This window comes from Streptomyces sp. WM6386, assembly GCF_000972385.1.
GTDB lineage: Bacteria > Actinomycetota > Actinomycetes > Streptomycetales > Streptomycetaceae > Streptomyces.
On the sequence record NZ_JXTE01000008.1, the window covers coordinates 45,341 to 66,097 of the forward strand.

At 70.6% G+C, this 20,757-nt stretch carries 19 protein-coding genes and 1 pseudogene; 5 read left to right on the forward strand and 15 right to left on the reverse strand.

Going from position 1 to position 20,757, the window contains the following annotated elements:
• Positions 1-35: 35 nt before the first annotated feature.
• Positions 36-362: pseudogene (locus TN53_RS07000) on the forward strand (alkene reductase); the annotation flags it as partial.
• Here the strand turns inward: TN53_RS07000 and TN53_RS07005 are convergent.
• From TN53_RS07005 to TN53_RS07015, 3 genes are all read right to left on the reverse strand, one after another.
• Positions 311-1,489 (reverse strand): dipeptidase, encoded by a 1,179-nt coding sequence (locus TN53_RS07005; RefSeq protein WP_046257510.1) that lies wholly within the window; start codon positions 1,487-1,489, stop codon positions 311-313. The pseudogene TN53_RS07000 and the gene TN53_RS07005 overlap by 52 nt on opposite strands.
• A 5-nt stretch (positions 1,490-1,494) precedes the next feature.
• Positions 1,495-1,995 (reverse strand): 5-(carboxyamino)imidazole ribonucleotide mutase, encoded by a 501-nt coding sequence (gene purE / locus TN53_RS07010; RefSeq protein WP_046257613.1) that lies wholly within the window; start codon positions 1,993-1,995, stop codon positions 1,495-1,497.
• Positions 1,996-2,072: 77 nt separating this feature from the next.
• Positions 2,073-3,212 carry a 5-(carboxyamino)imidazole ribonucleotide synthase gene (locus TN53_RS07015; protein WP_046257511.1) on the reverse strand — a complete coding sequence of 380 codons (1,140 nt, stop codon included), beginning with the start codon at positions 3,210-3,212 and terminating at the stop codon, positions 2,073-2,075.
• 196 nt (positions 3,213-3,408) lie between these two features.
• Here TN53_RS07015 and TN53_RS07020 point away from each other — a divergent pair, with 196 nt between their 5' ends.
• Entirely contained in the window at positions 3,409-3,966 is a 558-nt protein-coding gene (locus TN53_RS07020) for a GtrA family protein (RefSeq protein WP_046257512.1), read from the forward strand.
• 9 nt (positions 3,967-3,975) lie between these two features.
• Here TN53_RS07020 and TN53_RS07025 read toward each other — a convergent pair whose 3' ends face one another.
• The gene (locus TN53_RS07025; RefSeq protein WP_046257513.1) at positions 3,976-5,247 is read right to left on the reverse strand and encodes an ATP-binding protein; all 1,272 of its coding nucleotides are present in this window, start codon (positions 5,245-5,247) and stop codon (positions 3,976-3,978) included.
• Positions 5,248-5,366: 119 nt separating this feature from the next.
• On the reverse strand, positions 5,367-6,044 hold the full coding sequence (locus TN53_RS07030; protein WP_046257514.1) for a response regulator transcription factor: 678 nt from the start codon (positions 6,042-6,044) through the stop codon (positions 5,367-5,369).
• A 325-nt stretch (positions 6,045-6,369) separates the two neighbouring features.
• Between TN53_RS07030 and TN53_RS07035 the strand changes: the two genes are divergently transcribed.
• A complete protein-coding gene (locus TN53_RS07035; protein WP_046257515.1) occupies positions 6,370-7,866 on the forward strand; it encodes an oligopeptide:H+ symporter in 1,497 nt (498 codons plus the stop codon).
• A 95-nt stretch (positions 7,867-7,961) separates the two neighbouring features.
• Positions 7,962-8,774 (forward strand): alpha/beta hydrolase, encoded by an 813-nt coding sequence (locus tag TN53_RS07040; protein WP_046257516.1) that lies wholly within the window; start codon positions 7,962-7,964, stop codon positions 8,772-8,774.
• A 3-nt stretch (positions 8,775-8,777) separates the two neighbouring features.
• Here the strand turns inward: TN53_RS07040 and TN53_RS07045 are convergent, their stop codons facing one another.
• The 7 genes from TN53_RS07045 to TN53_RS07075 form a co-directional block, all read right to left on the reverse strand.
• The gene (locus TN53_RS07045; RefSeq protein ID WP_046257517.1) at positions 8,778-10,046 is read right to left on the reverse strand and encodes a hypothetical protein; all 1,269 of its coding nucleotides are present in this window, start codon (positions 10,044-10,046) and stop codon (positions 8,778-8,780) included.
• On the reverse strand, positions 10,043-11,098 hold the full coding sequence (locus TN53_RS07050) for a hypothetical protein (RefSeq protein ID WP_199924528.1): 1,056 nt from the start codon (positions 11,096-11,098) through the stop codon (positions 10,043-10,045). The genes TN53_RS07045 and TN53_RS07050 overlap by 4 nt, the downstream gene beginning before the upstream one ends.
• A gap of 2 nt (positions 11,099-11,100) precedes the next feature.
• On the reverse strand, positions 11,101-11,916 hold the full coding sequence (locus TN53_RS07055; protein ID WP_046257519.1) for an LPXTG cell wall anchor domain-containing protein: 816 nt from the start codon (positions 11,914-11,916) through the stop codon (positions 11,101-11,103).
• A gap of 124 nt (positions 11,917-12,040) precedes the next feature.
• Complete coding sequence (locus TN53_RS07060) at positions 12,041-12,721, reverse strand: LPXTG cell wall anchor domain-containing protein (protein ID WP_046257520.1); 681 nt, start codon at positions 12,719-12,721, stop codon at positions 12,041-12,043.
• 168 nt (positions 12,722-12,889) lie between these two features.
• Positions 12,890-14,167, reverse strand: coding sequence for a serine--tRNA ligase (serS, locus tag TN53_RS07065; protein WP_046257521.1), 1,278 nt, complete (start codon positions 14,165-14,167; stop codon positions 12,890-12,892).
• A gap of 335 nt (positions 14,168-14,502) precedes the next feature.
• Positions 14,503-15,018, reverse strand: a complete 516-nt coding sequence (locus TN53_RS07070; protein WP_046257522.1) for an ATP-binding protein — start codon at positions 15,016-15,018, stop codon at positions 14,503-14,505.
• A gap of 243 nt (positions 15,019-15,261) precedes the next feature.
• Positions 15,262-15,630: an STAS domain-containing protein gene (locus TN53_RS07075; protein ID WP_046257523.1), complete on the reverse strand. Its 369-nt coding sequence runs from the start codon at positions 15,628-15,630 to the stop codon at positions 15,262-15,264.
• Positions 15,631-15,870: 240 nt separating this feature from the next.
• Here TN53_RS07075 and TN53_RS07080 point away from each other — a divergent pair, with 240 nt between their 5' ends.
• Complete coding sequence (locus tag TN53_RS07080; protein ID WP_046257524.1) at positions 15,871-16,776, forward strand: RNA polymerase sigma factor SigF; 906 nt, start codon at positions 15,871-15,873, stop codon at positions 16,774-16,776.
• 69 nt (positions 16,777-16,845) lie between these two features.
• On the opposite strand, the gene hutI is transcribed toward TN53_RS07080, so the two are convergent.
• Genes hutI through TN53_RS07095 form a run of 3 tightly spaced genes read right to left on the reverse strand, consistent with a single transcriptional unit; the run spans position 16,846 to position 20,752 of the window.
• Positions 16,846-18,150: an imidazolonepropionase gene (gene hutI, locus TN53_RS07085; RefSeq protein WP_046257525.1), complete on the reverse strand. Its 1,305-nt coding sequence runs from the start codon at positions 18,148-18,150 to the stop codon at positions 16,846-16,848.
• The gene (locus TN53_RS07090) at positions 18,147-19,499 is read right to left on the reverse strand and encodes a formimidoylglutamate deiminase (RefSeq protein ID WP_046257526.1); all 1,353 of its coding nucleotides are present in this window, start codon (positions 19,497-19,499) and stop codon (positions 18,147-18,149) included. Before TN53_RS07090 ends, hutI begins: the two co-directional genes overlap by 4 nt.
• Positions 19,496-20,752 carry an allantoate amidohydrolase gene (locus TN53_RS07095; RefSeq protein WP_046257614.1) on the reverse strand — a complete coding sequence of 419 codons (1,257 nt, stop codon included), beginning with the start codon at positions 20,750-20,752 and terminating at the stop codon, positions 19,496-19,498. The genes TN53_RS07090 and TN53_RS07095 overlap by 4 nt, the downstream gene beginning before the upstream one ends.
• Between the last annotated feature and the right edge of the window lie 5 nt (positions 20,753-20,757).

The window sequence follows — 20,757 nt, forward strand, 5'->3', positions numbered from 1 at the left end:
CCCGCCTCGGCTCGCTGGCCCTCCCCAACCGTCTGCGGATCCGCGCGCAGTGGCCGGGAACCCTGATCGCGAACCCGGTACTGAAAGACCTCTCCACCGGCGAAGTACGGCACGCCGCCGAGCGTGCCCTCGCCGCCGGAGCCGAGCTCGTCGCCCTCGGACGTCCGTTCCTCGCCAACCCCGACCTGGTGGCGCGGCTGCGAACGGACGCGCCGCTCAACCCCGTTCGGGGCCGCTACCTGATGTACGTGGGCGGGGCGGCCGGATACACCGACTACCCCGCCCTCGACGCACTCTCCGAAGAGCCCGCTCAGCCGTCCAGCGACTCGATCGTCGCGTTCGACGGCGAGCGCGTCGCCTGAAGGTCCCGGGCCACGTCCTCGGCGGCGCCGAGCACCCGTACCGCGTTCTGCCAAGTGAGCTTGGCCAGATCGGGCTTGGACCAGCCGCGGTCCAGGAGCTCGGCGATGAGGTTCGGGTAGCCGGAGACGTCGTTGAGGCCGTCGGGAGTGAAGGCCGTGCCGTCGTAGTCGCCGCCGATGCCGAGGTGGTCGATGCCCGCCACCTCGCGCATGTGGTCCAGATGGTCGGCGACGGTGGAGGCCGTGGCGATGGGGCGCGGGCGCTGCTCCTCGAAGGCGCGGTGGACCTTCATCGCGTCCGCAGTCGTGGCCAGATGGTGGAAGCCGTGGGCGCGCATGTTCTCGTCCGCCGCGGCGGTCCAGTCGACCGCGGCCTGGAGCACGAACTTCGGCACGAACGTCACCATCGCGAGGCCGCCGTTGGCGGGGAGACGCTCCAGGACGTCGTCCGGGATGTTGCGCGGGTGGTCGCACACCGCCCGCGACGACGAGTGGGAGAAGATCACCGGCGCGAGCGTGGCGTCCAGCGCGTCCCTCATCGTCGTGGCCGCCACATGCGACAGATCGACGAGCATGCCCTCGCGGTTCATCTCCCGCACCACCGCACGGCCGAAGGCCGACAGCCCACCGACGCGCGGCGCGTCCGTCGCCGAGTCCGCCCAGTCGTTGTTGTCGTTGTGGGTGAGGGTCATGTAGCGGACGCCGAGGGCGTACAACGCGCGTAGCGTGGCAAGGGAGTTGGCGATGGAGTGGCCGCCCTCGGCCCCCATGAGGGAGGCGATACGGCCCTCCGCCCGCGCCGCCTCCATGTCCGCCGCGTTCAGCGCGGCCCGCAGGTCGGCCGGGTGCCGGTCGATCAACTGCCGTACGCAGTCGATCTGTTCCAGCGTCGCCGGTACCGCGTCCGGCAGGTCCGAGCGGACGTACACCGACCAGTACTGCGCGCCCACGCCACCGGCCCGCAGCCGGGCGAGGTCGGTGTGCAGATGGGCGCTCTGGTCGGTGGCGATGTCCCGGGCGTCGAGGTCGTAGCGGACCTGTTCGCGCAGTGCCCAGGGCAGGTCGTTGTGGCCGTCGACGACGGGGAACTCCCGCAGCAGTGCCCGGGCGGTCTCCACAGAGCTCACAGCCGTCACTTCCCGAAACCGAAGCCGTTGCCCGGCGCCTCGACCTTGGCGCGCAGCCGCTTGCCCTTCTCGGCGGCCTGTTCGCCCAGCTCCTGCTGGAACTCCTTCATCCGGCCGAGGAGCTCTTCGTCGTGGGCGGCGAGAATGCGGGCCGCGAGGAGGCCCGCGTTGCGGGCACCGGCGACGGAGACGGTGGCGACGGGCACACCGGCCGGCATCTGCACGATGGAGAGCAGCGAGTCCATGCCGTCCAGGTACTTCAGCGGCACCGGCACGCCGATGACCGGCAGCGGGGTGACGGAGGCGAGCATGCCCGGCAGGTGGGCCGCGCCGCCGGCGCCCGCGATGATCACCTTGATGCCCCGCCCGGCCGCCTCCTCGCCGTACGCGATCATCTCGCGCGGCATGCGGTGGGCGGAGACGACGTCGACCTCGTACTCGATCTCGAACTCGTCGAGCGCCTGGGCGGCGGCCTCCATGACGGGCCAGTCGGAGTCCGACCCCATGACGATGCCGACCAAGGGACAGGGGCGCGCGTCAGCGCTCGTTGAGGGGTGGTGGTCGGGCGACGGGTGGGCGGGGCTCATTCGGTGATCGTGCCTCTCAGGTAGCCGGCTGCGTGACGGGCGCGCTCCAGCACGTCGTCGAGGTCGTCGCCGTAGGTGTTGACGTGGCCGACCTTGCGTCCGGGCTTCACGTCCTTGCCGTACATGTGGATCTTCAGCTGGGGGTCGCGGGCCATGCAGTGCAGGTACGCGGAGTACATGTCGGGGTAGTCGCCGCCGAGGACGTTCGCCATGACCGTCCACTTCGCGCGGGGGCGCGGGTCGCCGAGGGGCAGGTCGAGGACGGCGCGGACGTGGTTGGCGAACTGGGAGGTGATCGCGCCGTCCTGGGTCCAGTGGCCGGAGTTGTGCGGGCGCATCGCGAGCTCGTTCACCAGGATGCGGCCGTCGTGGGTCTGGAACAGTTCGACGGCGAGGTGGCCGACCACGTCCAGTTCCTTCGCGATGCTGAGCGCCATCTCCTCGGCCCTGAGCGCGAGGGCCGGGTCCAGGTCGGGCGCCGGGGCGATCACGGTGTCGCACACGCCGTTGACCTGCTGGGATTCCACCACCGGGTAGGCGACGGCCTGGCCGTGCGGCGAACGTACGACGTTGGCGGCGAGCTCACGGACGAAGTCGACCCTCTCCTCCGCCAGGACGGGGACACCGGCCCGGAAGGGGTCGGCGGCCTCCTCGACGCTGTCGACGACCCACACCCCCTTGCCGTCGTAGCCGCCGCGGACGGTCTTGAGGACGACCGGGAAGCCGTCCCCCTCCTCCGCGAAGGCGGCCACATCGGCCGGGTCGCTCACGATCCGGTGCCGTGGGCACGGCACCCCGATCGCGTCGAGCCTCGCTCGCATGACGCCCTTGTCCTGGGCGTGCACGAGCGCGTCGGGCCCGGGGCGCACGGGGATACCGTCCGCCTCCAGCGCCCGGAGATGCTCGGTGGGTACGTGTTCGTGATCGAAGGTGATCACATCGCAGCCCCTCGCGAAGTCACGCAGCGTGTCGAGGTCGCGATAGTCGCCGATGACGACATCGCCTACGACCTGCGCCGCGGAATCCTGAGGGGTGTCACTGAGGAGCTTGAACCTGATGCCGAGCGGGATGCCTGCCTCGTGTGTCATACGAGCGAGCTGGCCTCCGCCGACCATGCCGACTACCGGGAACGTCACGCTCCTAGGGTATCGGCCATATCGGGGCGGCCGGATTCCGTACCTTGTGCACGCGATTTCCGCCGATCTGGCCCGAAACGCGCACCTGTCTTCACGTCCTGTTCCCAATCTGTGAGCTCGTCCACAAGCGTTTGCACAGGGGGGTGGTTAGCATGGCTTGGTTGACGAAAACGGACGGACGGGGGCTTGCACGACCATGGGACGTGGTTCCTCGGCGCTTCATGCGGCGCCTCAGAGCGCGGTACGACAGCGCGTCGACCGGCTCGTGCGCGAGGCCGCCAAGTTCGGCGCCGTGGGCGGAGCGGGTCTGCTCGTCAACCTTCTCGTCTTCAACCTGGTGCGGCACACGACCGACCTCCAGGTGGTGCGCGCCAGTGTGGTCGCCACGGTCGTCGCGATCGTCTCGAACTACATCGGCTTCCGGTACTTCACGTACCGGGAGCGCGACAAGAGCGGCCGCACCAAGGAGCTGACTCTCTTCCTGCTGTTCAGCGCGGTCGGTCTGGTGATCGAGAACGGCGTGCTCTACGCGGCGACGTACGGGTTCGGCTGGGACAGCCCGCTGCAGAGCAACGTCTTCAAGTTCCTCGGCATCGGCATCGCCACCCTGTTCCGCTTCTGGTCCTACCGGTCGTGGGTGTTCAAGACCCAGCCGGGGCCCGAGGTGGTCGCCAGCGCGGAATCGTTCCTGGCGGAGGCGGAAGCGGTGCAGACCCGGCGACCGAAGCAGCGGGCCAGACAGCGGGTCGGCTGAGCCGCCCGGTCACCGTACGGTCGGTTCCGCTTCCGGTACCGGCTTCTGCACCGGCGTACGCGACAGGAACAGCCCGAACACCGCCGGCTGCGCCTGGAGCATCTCCAGACGCCCTCCGTCGGCCTCCGCGAGGTCCCGGGCCACGGCGAGGCCGATGCCCGTCGAGTTCCGCCCGCTGATCGCCCGCTCGAAGATCCGTGCGCCCAGGTCCGCGGGCACCCCCGGCCCCTCGTCCGTGACCTCGATGACCGTCTGGTTGCCGGTCACCCGGGTACGCAGCGCCACCGTGCCGCCGCCGTGCATGAGCGAGTTCTCGATCAGTGCCGCCAGCACCTGCGCCACCGCGCCCGGTGTACCGACCGCCCGCAGATGCCGCTTGCCGGAGCTCACGATGGCGCGGCCCGCGCTGCGGTAGGCCGGGCGCCACTCGGCGAGCTGCTGCTGGATGACCTCGTCGAGGTCGAAGGAGACGGCGGAGCCGGTACGGGGGTCGCGGGCGTTGGTGAGCAGCCGCTCCACCACGTCCGTCAGGCGTTCCACCTGCGTGAGCGCGATGGTCGCCTCTTCCTTCACCGTGTCCAGGTCGTCGGTGAGGGTGATCTCCTCAAGGCGCATGGACAGGGCGGTGAGCGGCGTGCGCAGCTGGTGGGAGGCGTCCGCCGCCAGCCGCCGCTCGGCGGTGAGCATACGGGCGATGCGCTCGGCGGAGGAGTCCAGGACGTCGGCGACCCGGTCGAGCTCGTGGACGCCGTAGCGCTTGTGCCGGGGGCGCGGGTCGCCGGAACCGAGCCGTTCCGCGGTCTCGGCGAGGTCGGTCAGCGGCGACGCCAGCTTGTTGGCCTGCCGTACGGCGAGCAGCACGGCCGCGATCACCGCGAGCAGCGCCACCGCCCCGATGATCAGCAGGGTCCGGCCGACCTCCCGGGTCACCGACGAGCGAGGCTCCTGGACGGTGACCTTCTCGCCCGCCTCGCCGGTCTCCGTGGCGCTGATGACGTCGCCGGTGAGCTTGGTGCCGACCTCGATGACCGGCTCGCCGGGGATCCGGATGACGGCGTACCGCTCCCCCGTGACCTGCTCCTTCAGGACCTGGGCGTCGACCGTCTGATGCCCGAGCAGCCGGCTGTCCACGATGCTGGCCAGCCGCACCGCCTCGGAATCGACCCGCTCCTGGGCGCTGTTGCTGATGGTGCGGGTCTCGACGATGACGAGGCTCACACCGAAGACGGCGATGACGACCAGCACCACGGCGAGCGTGGACTGGATGAGACGGCGACGCACGGAGCCCTCCGGACGGTGACTTTTATGAGAGCGGCACGCCCGACCGACCTGAGGGGCGCGGGGAACTGCGCGACCAGCCCCCACCGGCCCGCGCGAACCACACAACCCTCGACAGGCAGCTAGCTTTTCTCGAACCGGAACCCGACACCACGCACGGTGGCGATGTACCGAGGATTGGCCGCATCGTCACCGAGCTTCTTCCGAAGCCACGAGATGTGCATGTCGAGCGTCTTGGTCGACGACCACCAAGTCGTGTCCCAGACCTCGCGCATCAGCTGGTCCCGGGTCACCACGCGCCCCGCGTCCCGCACGAGGACCCGCAGCAGGTCGAACTCCTTGGCCGTGAGCTGAAGCTCCTCGTCGCCCATCCACGCACGATGCGACTCGACGTCGATGCGCACCCCGTGCGTGGCCGGCGGCTGCGCCGGCTCCGCGGCACCGCGCCGGAGCAGGGCCCGAACCCGGGCGAGCAGCTCGGCGAGCCGGAACGGCTTGGTCACATAGTCGTCGGCGCCTGCGTCGAGGCCCACGACGGTGTCCACCTCGTCCGCGCGCGCGGTCAGGATGAGGACGGGCACGGTGAGGCCTTCGGCGCGCAGTCGGCGGGCCACTTCGAGGCCGTCCATGCCGGGGAGTCCGAGGTCCAGCACGACCAGATCGATGCCGCCCTGGATGCCGGCGTCGAGCGCGGTGGGGCCGTCCTCGCGCACCTCGACCTCGTACCCTTCCCGTCGCAGTGCGCGGGCCAGCGGCTCCGAGATGGACGCATCGTCCTCGGCGAGCAGTACACGGGTCATGAGCTGATGGTAGACCGCCCTTGACAGAACATGGGGTGTGATCGCAAGCCCGTGATTCTTACCATGGGGCGATTTGGTACGAACCTATGTACCAGAGGTGAAAGGCCGTCAAGAGCCTTGGAAAACGTGTGTAAGGTTCCGCTGCCACCTGTGATCCATCTCTCAAGTCCTTCCATTTCCGGCACTGTCCTGCCGTATGGTGAAAGACGCCTTTTGCAGCACGGGGACCTTTGGCAATCACTTCACGCTGAAGGTCTCTTTCATGTGCGGGCCGGCCACCGCCAGCCTTGAACACGTTGCGCGTCCCCACCAGCAAGGAACGACCATGGCGTCCAGCCTGACGAAGGACTCGGCCCGCCCGGGCACCCCCGGAACCGAGCAGACCTTCTTCGGCCACCCCCGCGGACTGGCCACTCTCTTCATGACCGAGATGTGGGAGCGTTTCTCCTACTACGGCATGAGGGCTCTCCTCCCGCTGTACCTCGTCGCCCCGGGCGGCCTCCACCTCAGCGCCGCGACGGCGACCGCGGTCTACTCCGTGTACGTGTCGCTCGTGTACCTGCTCGCGCTGCCCGGCGGCTGGTTCGGCGACCGCGTCTGGGGCCCCCGCAAGACCGTCGCCGTCGCCGGTGGCGTGATCATGCTCGGCCACCTCACGCTGGCCCTGCCGTCCTCCGGCACCTTCTACGCCGGTCTGGGCCTCGTCGCGCTCGGCTCGGGTCTGCTGAAGGCCAACATCTCCACGATGGTCGGCCACCTCTACGACGGCCCGGACGACCCGCGTCGCGACGGTGGCTTCACCGTCTTCTACATGGGCATCAACCTCGGCGCGTTCGCCGCGCCGCTGGTCATCGGCACCATCGGTGAGAACGTCAGCTGGCACCTGGGCTTCGCGCTCGCCGCGCTCGGCATGGCGCTGGGCCTCGGCCAGTTCCTGATCGGCTCCCGCCACCTGGCGGACCGCTCCAGCGTCGTCCCCACACCGCTGTCCGCCGAGGAGAAGCAGTCCACGCTCCGCAAGGCCGCCGTCTGGGCCGGTATCGCCGTGGTCTTCTACGCGATCGTCGGCTTCTCCGGCCACTACACGCTGAACTGGATCCTGGTCCCGCTGACCCTGCTCGGCCTGATCATCCCGGTGATGGTGCTGGCCCGCATCAAGCGCGACAAGGACCTGGACCGCACCGAGCAGAAGTCGATGTCGGCGTACATCTGGTTCTTCGTCGCCGCGGCCGTGTTCTGGATGATCTACGACCAGGGCGGCTCGACCCTGTCGATCTTCGCCGACTCCTCGGCCGACAACACCATCTTCGGCTGGGAGTTCCCGGTCTCCTGGTACCAGTCGGTCAACCCGGTCCTGATCATGGCGCTGGCCCCGGTCTTCGCCTGGTTCTGGCTCGCGCTGAACCGGCGCGGCAAGGAGCCGAGCACGATCGTGAAGTTCGCCTCGGGTCTGGTCCTGGTCGGCGCGTCCTTCTTCCTGTTCCTCGCCCCGCTGTCGATCGCCGAGGGCGGTCACAAGGCGGCCGCGGCGTGGCTGGTGGCGATCTACTTCGTCCAGACGGTGGGCGAGCTGCTGCTGTCGCCGGTCGGCCTGTCGGTGACGACGAAGATGGCCCCGGCCAAGTACGCCTCCCAGATGATGGGCGTCTGGTTCCTGGCCGTCACCGCCGGCGACGCCACGACCGGACTGCTCTCCATCGCCGGCGTCGACCTCAACAAGACGGGCATCGTCGCCCTGGAGGCCACGCTCGCCGTGGTCGCCGGTGTCGCGGTCTGGATGTACCGCAACCGCGTCAAGGAGCTCATGGGCTCCGTGCACTGACGTTTCTTCGAACGAAGGGCCGCCTCACCACCCGGTGCGGTGGCCCTTCGGGGTTTTCCGGCCGCGCTCGAGGACCGCACCACACCATCGAGAGCATGCGTCGTACGTTCCTGTCGGTGGCCGCGGCCCTCGGCTTCCTCATGTCGTCGTCCGGCACGGTCGTGGAGGCGGTCCCGGAGACGATCCCGTACGGCGGCCACGAACGGCAGACCGTCACGGTGTACGGCGACCGGGGCGCCCCGCCGCTGGTGATCCTGCACGGCGGGTACTGGGCCGAGGACGCCGACTGGAGCCGCACGGCACGGTGGCTGGCGGCCCGGGGCTTCCGCGTCTACGAGACCGACTACCGCCTGAACACCGACGCCCGCTGGCCCGCGCAACGCGAGGACGTCCGGGCGGCTCTGCGCTGGATCGCCGCCGACTCCCCGGGCCGGCCCCTGCTGCTCGGCTCCTCCGCGGGCGGCCAGCTCGCGCTGGACGCGGCGACGTACGGTGCGGGCGGATCGCTGGTCCGGGGCGTGGTGGCCCTGTCCCCGGTCGCCTCCCCGTACCGGGCGTGGGTGGACGGCGGCCGCCCCGGAGCCACGGCCCAGCAGCGCCGCTTACGCCAGGAGGCACGCCGCCTGGTCGGCTGCGACCCCGACCGCACGGGCCCCCGCTGCTGGACCCGCTGGGGCGACCTCGCGGCCCGCGCACACGCCTCCGGCGCGGACGACGCCCCGATGCTGCTCATCCACTCGGAGCGGGACTTCGTACCGTCGGCCCATTCGACGGAACTGGCGGCGGCGGAACGGCGATTGGGGCTCGAGGACATCACCGTACGCACGCTGGAGGGCGCCTCGCACGGAGGCGCCCTCATGAGCCGGGCGAGGAAGGACATCCTGCTCTGGTTGCGGGAGCACTCCTGACCGCTACCTCAGGCGGCGCCGTCCCGGCATGAACGTGAACACAGCCGCACCCAGCAGGACGGCCGTACCGGCAACCAGCCCCAAGGCCTTCAGCGCGTCGTGGTCCTCGGAACCCGTCGCCGCGAGACCACCGGAGGTCGAGCCACCGCCCGTCGACGACGAACCACCGGATGCCCCACCCTCCTGCTCGGTGGTGTCCAGGGTCAGCGACACCGACGTCTTGTCCGGCGTGCACGTCGTCGTCGTACCGAGCGCCTCGATCGTCAGCACCCCCGGCGACAGCGTCGACTCACCCGTCGCCCCCGGCTTGTAGGTACCGGTCATGTCGGGGATCTCGATCGGGTCGCCCGACTTGATGTCCTCGGCGTTGGTCGGCCCCTCCACATGGACCGCACCCTCGTCGTCGCCGCCCAGCACCACGTCCATGGAGGGCTTGATCGAGTCCTTCGGGATGTTGGCCGGACTGTTCATCGGCGACTTCTTGAACTGCACGGTGATGTCGAAATCCCCGCCGTTCTTCTTGGCGTTGATCTGGATCGTGGAGGTCGCCTTCTGCGTGCCGATGGGCGACTCACAGGTGTAGGGGATGTCGACGACCTCGCCGGTGAAGTCGGTCTGCCCGCCGTCGGTCTCGGACGCACTCGCGGAGGGGGTCTCCGTGGCACTCTCCGTCGGCGTCGGGGACGTGCTCTCGCTCTCGGTCGGACTCGGGGTGGGACTCGGAGAACTCCCGTCCCCCTCCTCGACCTTGATGGTCGCGGCCGTCGGCACGGCCGCCGTCGGCGCGCAGTTGGTCTTCGTACCGTAGGCGTTGACGACGAACGCGTCCGGCGTCAGCGTCACGTCGCCGGCCGTCGTCAGTTTCAGTGTGCCCTTCATGTCGGAGAGCACCATGTCGCTGCCGATGGGGATCTCCGGGTTCTCCTGCGGGCCCTCCATCGCGATGTCGGCGCTCTGCGCACCGGCCGCCTTGAGGGTGCCGGTCGGCTTGACCTTGTCCTTCTCGATGACGATGGGGCCGGGGTTCTTCGAGGCGGCCTGGACGAACTTCCACACCACCTCGACCTCGTCGCCGACCTTCGCGGTCTCCGGGGCGGTGATCTCGACCTTGGTGGTGCCGTCCACCGGATCGCCCACGGGCGGTATGCAGTGCGTCGCGAACGACACCTCGGCGGCCTGCGCGGGCCCCGCGGCCACACCGATCAGCGCGCCCGCACAGCCGAGTGCGAGCGCGACTCTCGCGCCCGGCAGGACTCTCCTTCGCTGTCTCACGTGGATCCCTTTCTGGTGGGGGTCGTGGAGTTGTCGTCGTGCGGTGCGGAGAGCCGGTCGGCCGCGCCCGGATCGGAGTCCGGGGTGAACCACGGCAGGGTCGATGAGGGCGGCGGCTCCCGGTCCTGGGTGTGCAACCCCGGGAGCCGCAGGGTGAGTTCGGGCAACCGCAGCCGGACCGGGGTCCGTGCGCGGCCGGACCGATGCGGCCGCGCACGGTCGATCACGGCCATCCCGATCCGGAACAGCGCGGCGGGCACGACCAGACAGACCAGGATCCAGAACAGGGTCACGCCCCAGGGCCGGCCCACGCCCCAGGGCTGTTCGGCGAGGACCTTGCCGCCGTACTTGAGGGACACGGTGTAGTCGCCGTGCGCGCCGCCGGTGAGCTCGACGGGCAGTTCGATGCGTGCCTTCTTGCCGGGCGCGATCGTGCCGCGCCACTGCTGTTCCTCCCACCGCGGCGCGAACACGCCGTGGGAGGTGCCGACCTGGAAGACGGGGTTCTTGATCTCCGAGGTGCCGACGTTGCCGACGGTGAAGACGAGGGTGCGGGCGGGCGGTGCACCGAACCAGGTCAGCAGTCCGCCGGAGCCGTCGAGCCGGGTGTCGGTGAGCACCGACAGTCGCCCGCCGGAGGCCTCGGCCGGCAGCGGCTCCACCGCGTGTCCGGCGACCTGGAAGATGGCGTCGGCCTCGGCCTTCGCCCCGGTCACCGTCGCCACGTGCACCACACAGGGGCAGGGCACGGGCGGCTCGGCGACCGGCAGCTTCTTGCTGAAACGGCCGTCGGCGTCCGTGGTGACGGCCCGGCCGTCCGCGTTGGCACAGGAGTTGGTGCCGCCGGGCACACCCCGTGACGGCACGGCCTGACCGCAGACGAGGATCATCAGCAGCGCCTTCGGCCGCCAGCCGCCGCCGGTGAGGGTGATCAAACCGCCGGTCCCCGCCTGGGACTTGGAGAGCTTCACGACGGGCCGCTCGGCGGCCTGGACGGGCGACGACACGACCGACACCAGCGCCAGGAGCACCGCCGCCACCAGGATCCGCACCTTCACGACACCGCTCCCGTCAACTCGACCTCGGCACAAGAGGGTTCGGGCGCGTCGCCCCTACGGCGCCTTCGACGTCGTACGACGAACAGCGCTCCCCCGGCCGCCACCACCCCGGCGACCCCCACCCCCCACGGCCCGTCCCCCGTCGACACACTCGCCGCGTCCCGCACCCCACCCGCCGCCGTCACCGTCAGCCGCACCTCGACAGAGTCCAGCGCGGGCGCACTCCATGGCTCGCTGAGCCCGAGCCGCCGCCCCGGCGCCAGCTCGGCCGTCAGGGTGCGCGGGGCCCGGTCGAGAACCCGGCCGAAGACACCGTCGGCACGGACCGCGAGCGTGGGTACGAGCGGGGTCGTACCGCGATCGACCAGCTCGTACGTGATGCGATCACCGTGCACGGCGAGGTGCTCGACGGTCAGCGCGGAAACGCTGGGCACAACGGCCCGCAGGTGAAGAGTCACCCGCCGGGTGCGCCCGTCGGAGTCCCGGACCACGATCCCGGCGGCCCCGTCCTCATCGGGAACGGTCACGGTGAAGGGCACCTCGGTGCGGGTGCCCGGGGCCGGCCGGAGCCGGTCGTCGGCGAAGGTGACGTCGACGCCCTCGCCCCTCAGAGAGACGTCGACCGAGCCTTCGCCGCGGTTGGTCAGCGCCACCGTGTCCTGAAGCACGGCCCCGGGCTCACCCTCCCCGTAGAACGCGGGCCGCCCCTCCCCCGAGGGCGCAACGGACCACCCGCCGACGGCAGTTGCGACCGGGACGGCGGAGAGCAGAGCGAGCAGGGTCAGCCCCAGCACACGAAGGGCGAACGACATCGGCGGCTCCGTAAAATCGTGCGTTGCGGTACGCGCCCCGTCAGGGGCGCAGGGAACTGCGCGAGCAACCACGAACCGCCCGCAGCCGCCAGAAGCCATGGCCCGGCAGATCCGATGGCGCACCTCACCCGACAGAACGCCGACGCCTCCGCGTCACCCACAACGACCCCGCCGCCCCCGCGAGCAACACCGTGCCGCCAAGCGTCCCCAGCGCGATCGCCGAATCCTCAGGCCCCGTCTGCGGAAGGGAATCACCGGAGCCGGACTCACTCTGCGCACCCCCGGCGGAGCCACCCGCGGCGGTCACATCGAGACTCAGAGACGGCCCAGGACTGTTCGTCGGCGTACAGGTGGTCGTCGTACCGAGCGCGATGATCGTCAGCACACCCGCCGTGAAGGTGACCTTGCCGGACCCCTTCGGCGTGTACGTACCGCTCAAGTCATTGATCTTGATGGGGGTGTTGGCGGGCACCACCGCCTGGTTGGCCGAGCCGGTCACCTTCAGGGTGCCCTTCTCCGCACCGCCCAGCTGGATGACCGCGCTCGGCTTCATCGACCCCTTGCCCAGATCGACCGGGCTGGACGAGACGCCCTTCTGCCAGGACATGGTGATCTTGTAACCGCTGCCGCTCTTTACGCCCTTGATGTCGATGGGCGAGACGGCGCTCTTGTCGCCGATCGGCGTCTTGCACTGGTACTTGACGTCGACGACCTCGGCCCGGGCGGCGGGGGCGGCCATCAGCACCACCGAGCCGGCCAGGGCCGCGGTGGACGCGAGCGCGGCGGTTCGTTTCCGGTACGACACGGTTCCGCTCCCTTACTCGTTTCCCTGACTGGTTCCTGCCTTGCGCGAGTACCTGACGGCACATCAGATGGGCCGTCAAGGTACGCCCGGGCTCGCGAGGAGGGAAGACAAGGTGCGCGCCGGAGTTGTGACGATCCGGCGCGCACGAAAGGGGATTCGAGTGGAGAGCTAACCCCGGGTAACCCGAGGACGGAGGAGCTCGGGGGCTCCCCAGCGCCTCAGTACCCGCGGCACCTCGACCGTTCCGTCGGCCCGCTGGTGCTGTTCCAGGATGGCGGGCAGCAGCCGGCTGGTGGCGAGGCCCGAGGCGTTGAGGGTGTGGACGTACGCCGACTTGCCGCCGCCTGCCGGACGGTAGCGGATGCCGCCGCGCCGGGCCTGGTACTCGCGGGCGTTCGACACCGAGCTGACCTCGGTGTACGCGCCGAGGCTCGGCAGCCACACCTCGACGTCATAGGTCTTGGCCTGGGCGGGGCTGATGTCCTCGGCGGCGAGCTGGGTGACCCGGTGGTGCAGCCCGAGTCCGGCGACCAACGCCTCGGCGCGGGCGAGGAGTTCCCGCTGAGCCGCGGCCGAGTCCTCGGGGCGGGCGAACTGGAACAGCTCGACCTTGTTGAACTGGTGGCCGCGCAGGGTGCCGCGGTCGGCGGTGCGGTGGCTGCCGCTCTCCTTGCGGTAACAGGGCGTGTAGGCCACGTACTTGAGCGGGAGTTCGGCCTCGTCGAGGGTCTCGCCGCGGTGCAGGTTCACCAGGGCGGTCTCGGCGGTGGGCAGGAGGAAGTGGTCGTCGTCCGTGCGGAAGACCTCGTCGGCGAACTTCGGGAACTGTCCCGCCGTATAGCCGGCTTCGTAGGTGAGCAGGTGCGGCGGCAGCACGAACTCGTAGCCCGCCCGGCGATGGGTGTCGAGGAAGTGGTTGAGCAGCGCCCACTCCAGGGCCGCGCCCTCTCCCCGGTAGACCCAGTGGCCGCTGCCGGCGAGCCGGGTGCCGCGTTTGTGGTCGACGAGGCCGAGCTCCTCGGTGAGCTGGACGTGGTCCTTGGCGTCGAAGTCGAACGCGGGCGGGGTTCCGGTGGCCCGCACGACCTGGTTGTTCTCCTTGCCGCCCGCGACGACGTCGTCGTCCGGGAGGTTGGGCAGGGCGTCCAGGAACGTCCGGTGTTCCCGCGCCAGCCGGGCGAGCTCCGTCTCGGCCGCGGCGAGCCGGTCGGTCAGCTCCTTGGCGCCGGCCCGGAGCCCCTCGGCGGCTTCGCCCGCGCGGCGTCGTACGGCGATGTCGGCCGAGATCCGCCGCCGCTCCCCGCGCAGCCGCTCCACGGCGCTGCGGGCCTCGCGGAACTCGGCGTCCAGGGCGAGGAAGGCGGGGAGGTCGGCGTCCACGGCGCGCTTGCTCAGGGCGTCCTGGACTCGGTCGGGATGCTGTCGGATGAGGGTGACGTCGAGCATGGTGCCCGCTCCGTCCGGTTCTGCCGGAACGGCGGGCGCCGCCCCGGGGTCGGTCCCTCGGGGCGTGGGCGAGAGGGTGCTCGCGGTGCCACCACGCCTTCACCGTCGTAGAACCGGATCTCTTCGGCCCGTACGACGGTCTCGTTCGAGCCCGATGACGGGGGCCAGCCGGCGGGGCATTTCCTCCCCGCACTCGGGAGTGGATTCGCACCGGGACCGCGAGGCCGCCTTCACAGCTGTCGGCGGCTCTCTCTGCTCGCGTGGCCCGGGGCTACTTGTCTCCGTCAGCGCGTTGCGGTCGAGGGTAGGGGGCCGGGCCCGGCGCGCCAACCGGATTACGCCGGTGCGCCCAGCTCCGCCCACACCTTCTTGCCCGCCAGTCCGGGGCTGCGGACCACACCCCAGTCCAGGCAGAGGCGCTGCACGATGAACATGCCGTGGCCGCCGGGACGGCCCGCGCGGTGCGGGGTGCGGGGGGCCGGCTGACCGTTGCCCCGGTCGGAGACCTCGATGCGGATCACCTTGTTGTCGAGCGTGATCCACAGCTCGTCGGGGCCCTCGGCATGCAGACAGGCGTTGGTGACCAGCTCGGAGACGACGAGCAGGACATCCTCGGCGGCCGCCCGCTGGTCGGCCGTGGCGGCGGGCAGCCAGTCCCATGCGTACAACGCCTGACGGGCGAAGTCACGGGCCAGGGGGACGACGCCGCTCGCGCCGTCGAACCTCAGACTGCGGACCTGCCGGCCCGCCGACGACTCGGGCGGCACGGCCCCACCCCCTTCGGACACCCCGGAAGCGCCGTCGGCCTCCGGGCCACGGTCGCCCGGCGAGAAAGGCCGGGTGCTGCTCATCAGCGCTTCACCTCACCGATTCACCAGTTCACGATTCAATAGTCAGAGTGCAGTACGTAGATCGACGATGGATCCGTCGCCGCGCCTGACGCCTTTTTCAGGATGCTCCTGCCCGACCGAACGGGCAGAACACCCCCTGTTTCGGCACGCGTCTTTCCTCGCGGGGGCGGACGTGTGTGGAGAGCACCGGTCGCACAGGGACGCCCGGGGCACCGCGAGGCCCGACGGACCGGCTCAGCCGGTCTAGTCGGCCAGGGCCGCTTCGAGCGTGTCATGGACGGTGAAGACCGCATCGGCGCCGGTGATCTCGAAGACGCGCGCCACCACGGGCAGCATCCCGGCGAGATGCACTCCGCCACCTGCGGCCTCGGCCTTCAGTCGTGCGCCGAGAAGTACGTTGAGCCCGGTGGAGTCACAGAACTCCAGACGCGAGCAGTCCACCACCAGGCGGTTGAAGCCGTCGTCGAGGCAGGCCTCGAGTGGCTCACGCAACAGATCGGCGGTGTGGTGATCCAACTCACCCGCCGGGGTCACGACGGCGCTGGCGCCTTGTTTCCGCACCTCGACCAGAAGCCGGCCAGACTGTGCGCTGCCGACCGTCCCGCGGTCCATGCCGTCTCTCTCTCCCGACGTCGTGGCTGCTCCTGACGCCCACGAACACTACGCCTTCCCTCCACGCACTGACACCCGAACATCTGCACACAAACGGACATATCCGAACAGAATGCACTTGCGGTGGGGTCGGGAAAGCGGGTAGGGCTAGTAAGGACACGTACTCGACACGGCCGGCTTTGGAGGCGCCGCACACCGCAGTGCACGCAAATGGCTTCGGCAGCCCATATGCCGAGAACGATGGAGGACATCATGTCACCCCGGCTCGACGCCTCGCATACCCAGACAGCGACGTCGACATCCCCCCCGGAACATCTGGATCCCATCGAGCAGGACGACCTACTTGCCGGGCTTCCGGAGATCCCCCCGTTCGACGAGGTGGGGCCGGTGGACGCACGGGCCCTGTCCAAGACCCTCTTCGCGCGGCTGGAGTCGCTGGAGGAGGGCACCCACGAATACTCGTACGTCCGTAACACGCTCGTCGAGCTCAACCTCGCCCTGGTCAAGTTCGCCGCCTCCCGGTTCCGCTCCCGCAGCGAGCCGATGGAGGACATCATCCAGGTCGGCACGATCGGCCTGATCAAGGCGATCGACCGCTTCGAGCTCGCCCGCGGCGTGGAGTTCCCCACCTTCGCGATGCCAACCATCGTCGGTGAGATCAAGCGCTTCTTCCGCGACACGTCGTGGTCGGTGCGGGTGCCTCGCCGGCTCCAGGAGCTCCGGCTCGACCTCGCCAAGGCCGGCGACGAGCTGGCCCAGCAGCTGGACCGTGCGCCGACGGTGGGTGAACTGGCCGAGCGCCTGGGCCTGACCAAGGACGAGGTCGTCGAGGGCATGGCCGCGTCCAACGCGTACACGGCCTCTTCCCTGGACGCCCAGCCGGAGGAGGACGACGCCGAGGGCGCCCTGGCCGACCGGATCGGCTACGAGGACCACGGCATCGAGGGCATCGAGTACGTCGAGTCCCTCAAGCCCCTGATCGCCGAACTGCCGTCCCGGGACCGGAAGATCCTCTCCCTGCGGTTCGTGGCGGGGCTGACGCAGTCCGAGATCGGCGACGAGCTCGGGATCTCGCAGATGCATGTGTCGCGGTTGCTGTCGCGGACGCTGGTGCGGCTGCGGAAGGGGCTGACGGTCGAGGAGTGACCCCGCCGGCGCGAGCGCGGGACATGACTGTCGTGAGCGCGGGGCGTGCGGGCGGATCTGGCGTAGTGCTCAGATCTCGCGCACGCCCTGTCGCCATACCCCGGCGACCAGCGGCACACCCGGCCGGTAGGCCAGGTGGACATGGCTCGGGGCGTCGAGAAGGGTGAGGTCGGCTCGGGCACCCGGACCGAGGCGGCCGATGTCGTCGCGGCGCAGGGCCGCCGCGCCACCCGCCGTGGCCGACCAGATCGCCTCGTCGGGGGTCATGCCCATGTCCCGTACCGCGAGGGCGATGCAGAACGGCACGGACGAGGTGAAGGACGAGCCCGGGTTGCAGTCGGTCGACAGGGCCACCGTCACGCCGGCGTCCAGGAGGCGGCGGGCGTTCGGCCACTGCGCGCGCGTGGAGAACTCGGCGCCGGGGAGGAGCGTGGCGACGGTGTTGCCGTTCGCCAGTGCCTCCACGTCGGCGTCCGTGAGGTGGGTGCAGTGGTCGGCGCTGGCGGCGTCGAGTTCGACGGCGAGCTGGACGCCGGGGCCGTAGGAGAGCTGGTTGGCGTGGATGCGCGGGTGCAGCCCCTTCGCCTTGCCCGCCGCGAGGATCGCGCGTGCCTGGTCGCCGTCGAAGGCACCCTTCTCGCAGAAGACGTCGATCCAACGGGCGTAGGGGGCACAGGCGTCGAGCATCTCGCCGGTGACGAGGTCCACATAGGCGGCCGGGTCCTCGGCGTAGTCGGGCGAGACGATGTGCGCGCCCAGGTAGGTGACCTCCTCGGTGTGCGCGGCGGCGATGCGCAGGGCGCGGGCCTCGTCCTCGACGGTCAGGCCGTAGCCGGACTTCGTCTCGAAGGTCGTGGTGCCCTGGCGGAGGGCCTCGGCGAGGTAGCGCGTGAGGTTGGCCTCCAGATCGGCGTCGCTCGCCGCCCGGGTCGCCGCGACCGTCGTACGGATGCCGCCCGCGCTGTACGCCCGCCCCGACATCCGGGCGTTGAACTCCTGCGTCCGGTCGCCCGCGAAGACGAGGTGGGAGTGGGAGTCCACGAAACCGGGGACGACCGCCCGGCCGGCCGCGTCGACCCGGTTGTCAGTGGCGGGTGCTTTGCTTTGATCACCGGTCCACACGACGCGGTCGCCCTCGATGACGACGGCCGCGTCCTGGATCAGTCCGAGGGGGGATCCGTCACCTAGAGAGGGGTCGTTGGTGACCAGGGCGGCGATGTTGGTGATGAGCGTGCTTGCGGTGCTCGCGGAGTGGGCGGGGCTGACGGTCGTCGCGTTGCTCATGGCGTCCTTGGTGGCCTGGTCGGCGGTGGGGGCGGGTTCGGGGACTTCCGGGACGGAGGGGAGCCGCGCGGCCGGGCGGCCCGCGGTCATCCGCGCAGGGCTTCGACCGCGTCCGCGAGGGCTTTCGGTACATCCGGTACGAGACAGTGGGCCCCGTCCCGTACGACGTGCCGACCGCCCACGACCGTATGCGACACGTCTGCTGCCGACGCGGCGAATACGGCCGTCTCGGCCCCGAGCCGCGGAAGCGGCCCTGCCGTCCTGACCGAGTCGAGCGTGATCGTCGTGAAGTCGGCGAGCGCGCCGGGTTCCAGGGTGCCCGCCTCGTCCCAGCCGAGGGCCGCGTGACCGTCGGCGGAGGCGGCCCGTAGCAGCGCGGCGGCGGTCCAGTGGCCCCGGGTGCGGGTGCGCAGGCGCTCGTTGAGCTCCATCGCCCGTGCCTCTTCGAGCAGGTCGATGACGGCGTGGCTGTCGGAGCCGAGGGAGAGCGGGGAGCCCGCTCTCTGCAGGGCGACCGCGGGTCCGATGCCGTCCGCGAGGTCGCGTTCCGTCGTGGGGCACATACAGGTGCCGGTGCCGGAGCCGCCGATGAGGGCGATGTCCTCGTCGGTGAGGTGGGTGTTGTGGACGCCGGTGGTGCGCCGGCCGAGGACGCCGTGCTCGGCGAGCAGCTGGGCGGGAGTGCATCCGTGGGCCGCCTGGCAGGCGTCGTTCTCGGCGGTCTGCTCGGACAGATGCACATGGAGCGGGGCCCGCCGCTCCTCGGCCCACTGCGCCACCGTCGCCAACTGGCTTGCGGGCACGGCTCGTACGGAGTGGACGGCCGCCCCGATCCGCGCGTGATCCCGTTCCTTGAGAACTGAACAGCGTTCGGCCCAGGCGTCCGCGCTGCCGTCGGAGAAGCGGAGCTGGTGGGTGTTGGGCGGCTGTCCGCTGTGCTTGTTCAGGATGCCTGAGGAGAGGTAGGCGGTGTCGAGGAGGGTGATGCGGATGCCGGCGTCGGCGGCGGCCGCGATGAGGGCCTCGCCCATGGCGTTGGGGTCGGCGTAGTGGGTGCCGCCGGGGGCGTGGTGGACGTAGTGGAACTCGCCGACCGCGGTGATGCCGGCCAGGGCCATCTCGGCGTAGGCGGCCCGGGCGAGAGCGTGGTAGGTCTCCGGGGTCAGCCGGTCGGCCGTGGCGTACATGACCTCGCGCCAGGTCCAGAAGGTGCCTGAGCCGACCTGGACGGTGCCGCGCAGGGCGCGGTGGAAGGCGTGCGAGTGGGCGTTGGCGAGGCCGGGCAGCGTGAGCCCGCGCAGGATCTCGGCGCCGGGGGGTGGGGTGGGCGTGTCGGTGCGGACGGTGGTGATGCGACCGTCCTGTGTCGTCACGGCCACGCCCGGCTCGACGTGGGTGTCGAGCCAGGCGTGTTCGAGCCAGTAGGTCTTCCGGGTCACCTGCAGGCCAGCCCTTCCAGTACGTCGGCGAGTGCGAGTACCCCGGCCACGCAGTCGTCCTCGGCCGCGAACTCGGCCGGGGAGTGCGAGACACCCGTGGGGTTGCGTACGAACAGCATGGCGGTCGGGATGTGCCCGGAGAGGATCCCGGCGTCGTGTCCGGCGCCGGTTCCCAGGACGGGGACCTTGAGGTCGGTGCCGCCGCTGCTGCCGAGGATGCGGGCGAGTTCGTCGCGCAGGGCGTGGTCGAACTCGACGACGGGGGTGAAGGACTCGCGGACCACGTCGAGGTCGATGCCGTGGGCTGCCGCGTACTCGCGGGCGGCCTTCTCGACCCCGCCGACCACGGCGTCCAGGCTCTCCTGGTCGGCGGCGCGGGAGTCGAGCCAGCCGCGGACCAGGGACGGGATGGCGTTGACGCCGTTGGGCTCGACGGAGATCTTGCCGAAGGTGGCGACGGCACCGGCGAGTTCGGCCTCGCGGCGGGCGGCGAGCACGGTCTCGGCGTACGACAGCATCGGGTCGCGCCGGTCGACGAGGCGGGTGGTGCCGGCGTGGTTGGCCTCGCCCCGGAAGTCGAACCGCCACCGCCCGTGCGGCCAGATGGCGCTGGCGAGCCCGACCCGGTCACCGGACAGGTCAAGCGCCCGGCCCTGCTCGACATGCAGCTCGACGAAGGCGCCGATGCGGGAGAGCCGCTCCGGGTCCGCGCCGAGGGCGTCGGGGTCGTACCCGGCGGCCTCCATGGCCTTGGGGAGCGTGACCCCGTCCCCGTCGGTGAGCCGGTGCGCCTGTTCGACGGTGAGCTGCCCCGAGGTGAGCCGCGACCCGACACAGGCCAGCCCGAACCGGGCGCCCTCCTCGTCGCCGAAGTTGACGAGGGCGAGGGGCCTGGTGAACGTCGCCCGGCGGGCGCGGAGTTCGTCGAGCGCGGCGAAGGAGGACACGACGCCGAGGGGACCGTCGAAGGCACCGCCGTCCGGCACGGAGTCCAGATGCGACCCGGTGACGACGGCGTCCCCGGCGGACGGATCCCCGAGCCACGCCCACTGGTTGCCGTTGCGGTCCAGCTCGTAGGCCAGCCCGCGAGCCTCCGCCTGCTCCTTGAACCAGGCCCGGCACTCGGCGTCGGCGCCGGTCCAGGCGTAGCGGCGGTAGCCGTGGGAGTCGGGGTGCCGGCCGATGGGGCGAAGGTCGCTCCACATGGTGTGGAAGGAACTGGCAATCCCAGGCTGTGGGCAGTCGTTCCGCAGGGCGG

Coding starts and splice junctions, on each gene's coding strand:
- purE (WP_046257613.1), bottom strand. CDS start 1,995: ATGGGGTCGGACTCCGACTGGCCCGTCATGGAGGCCGCCGCCCAGGCG.
- TN53_RS07020 (WP_046257512.1), top strand. CDS start 3,409: ATGGGACGTGGTTCCTCGGCGCTTCATGCGGCGCCTCAGAGCGCGGTA.
- TN53_RS07030 (WP_046257514.1), bottom strand. CDS start 6,044: ATGACCCGTGTACTGCTCGCCGAGGACGATGCGTCCATCTCGGAGCCG.
- TN53_RS07035 (WP_046257515.1), top strand. CDS start 6,370: ATGGCGTCCAGCCTGACGAAGGACTCGGCCCGCCCGGGCACCCCCGGA.
- TN53_RS07040 (WP_046257516.1), top strand. CDS start 7,962: ATGCGTCGTACGTTCCTGTCGGTGGCCGCGGCCCTCGGCTTCCTCATG.
- TN53_RS07055 (WP_046257519.1), bottom strand. CDS start 11,916: ATGTCGTTCGCCCTTCGTGTGCTGGGGCTGACCCTGCTCGCTCTGCTC.
- serS (WP_046257521.1), bottom strand. CDS start 14,167: ATGCTCGACGTCACCCTCATCCGACAGCATCCCGACCGAGTCCAGGAC.
- TN53_RS07070 (WP_046257522.1), bottom strand. CDS start 15,018: ATGAGCAGCACCCGGCCTTTCTCGCCGGGCGACCGTGGCCCGGAGGCC.
- TN53_RS07075 (WP_046257523.1), bottom strand. CDS start 15,630: ATGGACCGCGGGACGGTCGGCAGCGCACAGTCTGGCCGGCTTCTGGTC.
- TN53_RS07080 (WP_046257524.1), top strand. CDS start 15,871: ATGGAGGACATCATGTCACCCCGGCTCGACGCCTCGCATACCCAGACA.
- hutI (WP_046257525.1), bottom strand. CDS start 18,150: ATGACCGCGGGCCGCCCGGCCGCGCGGCTCCCCTCCGTCCCGGAAGTC.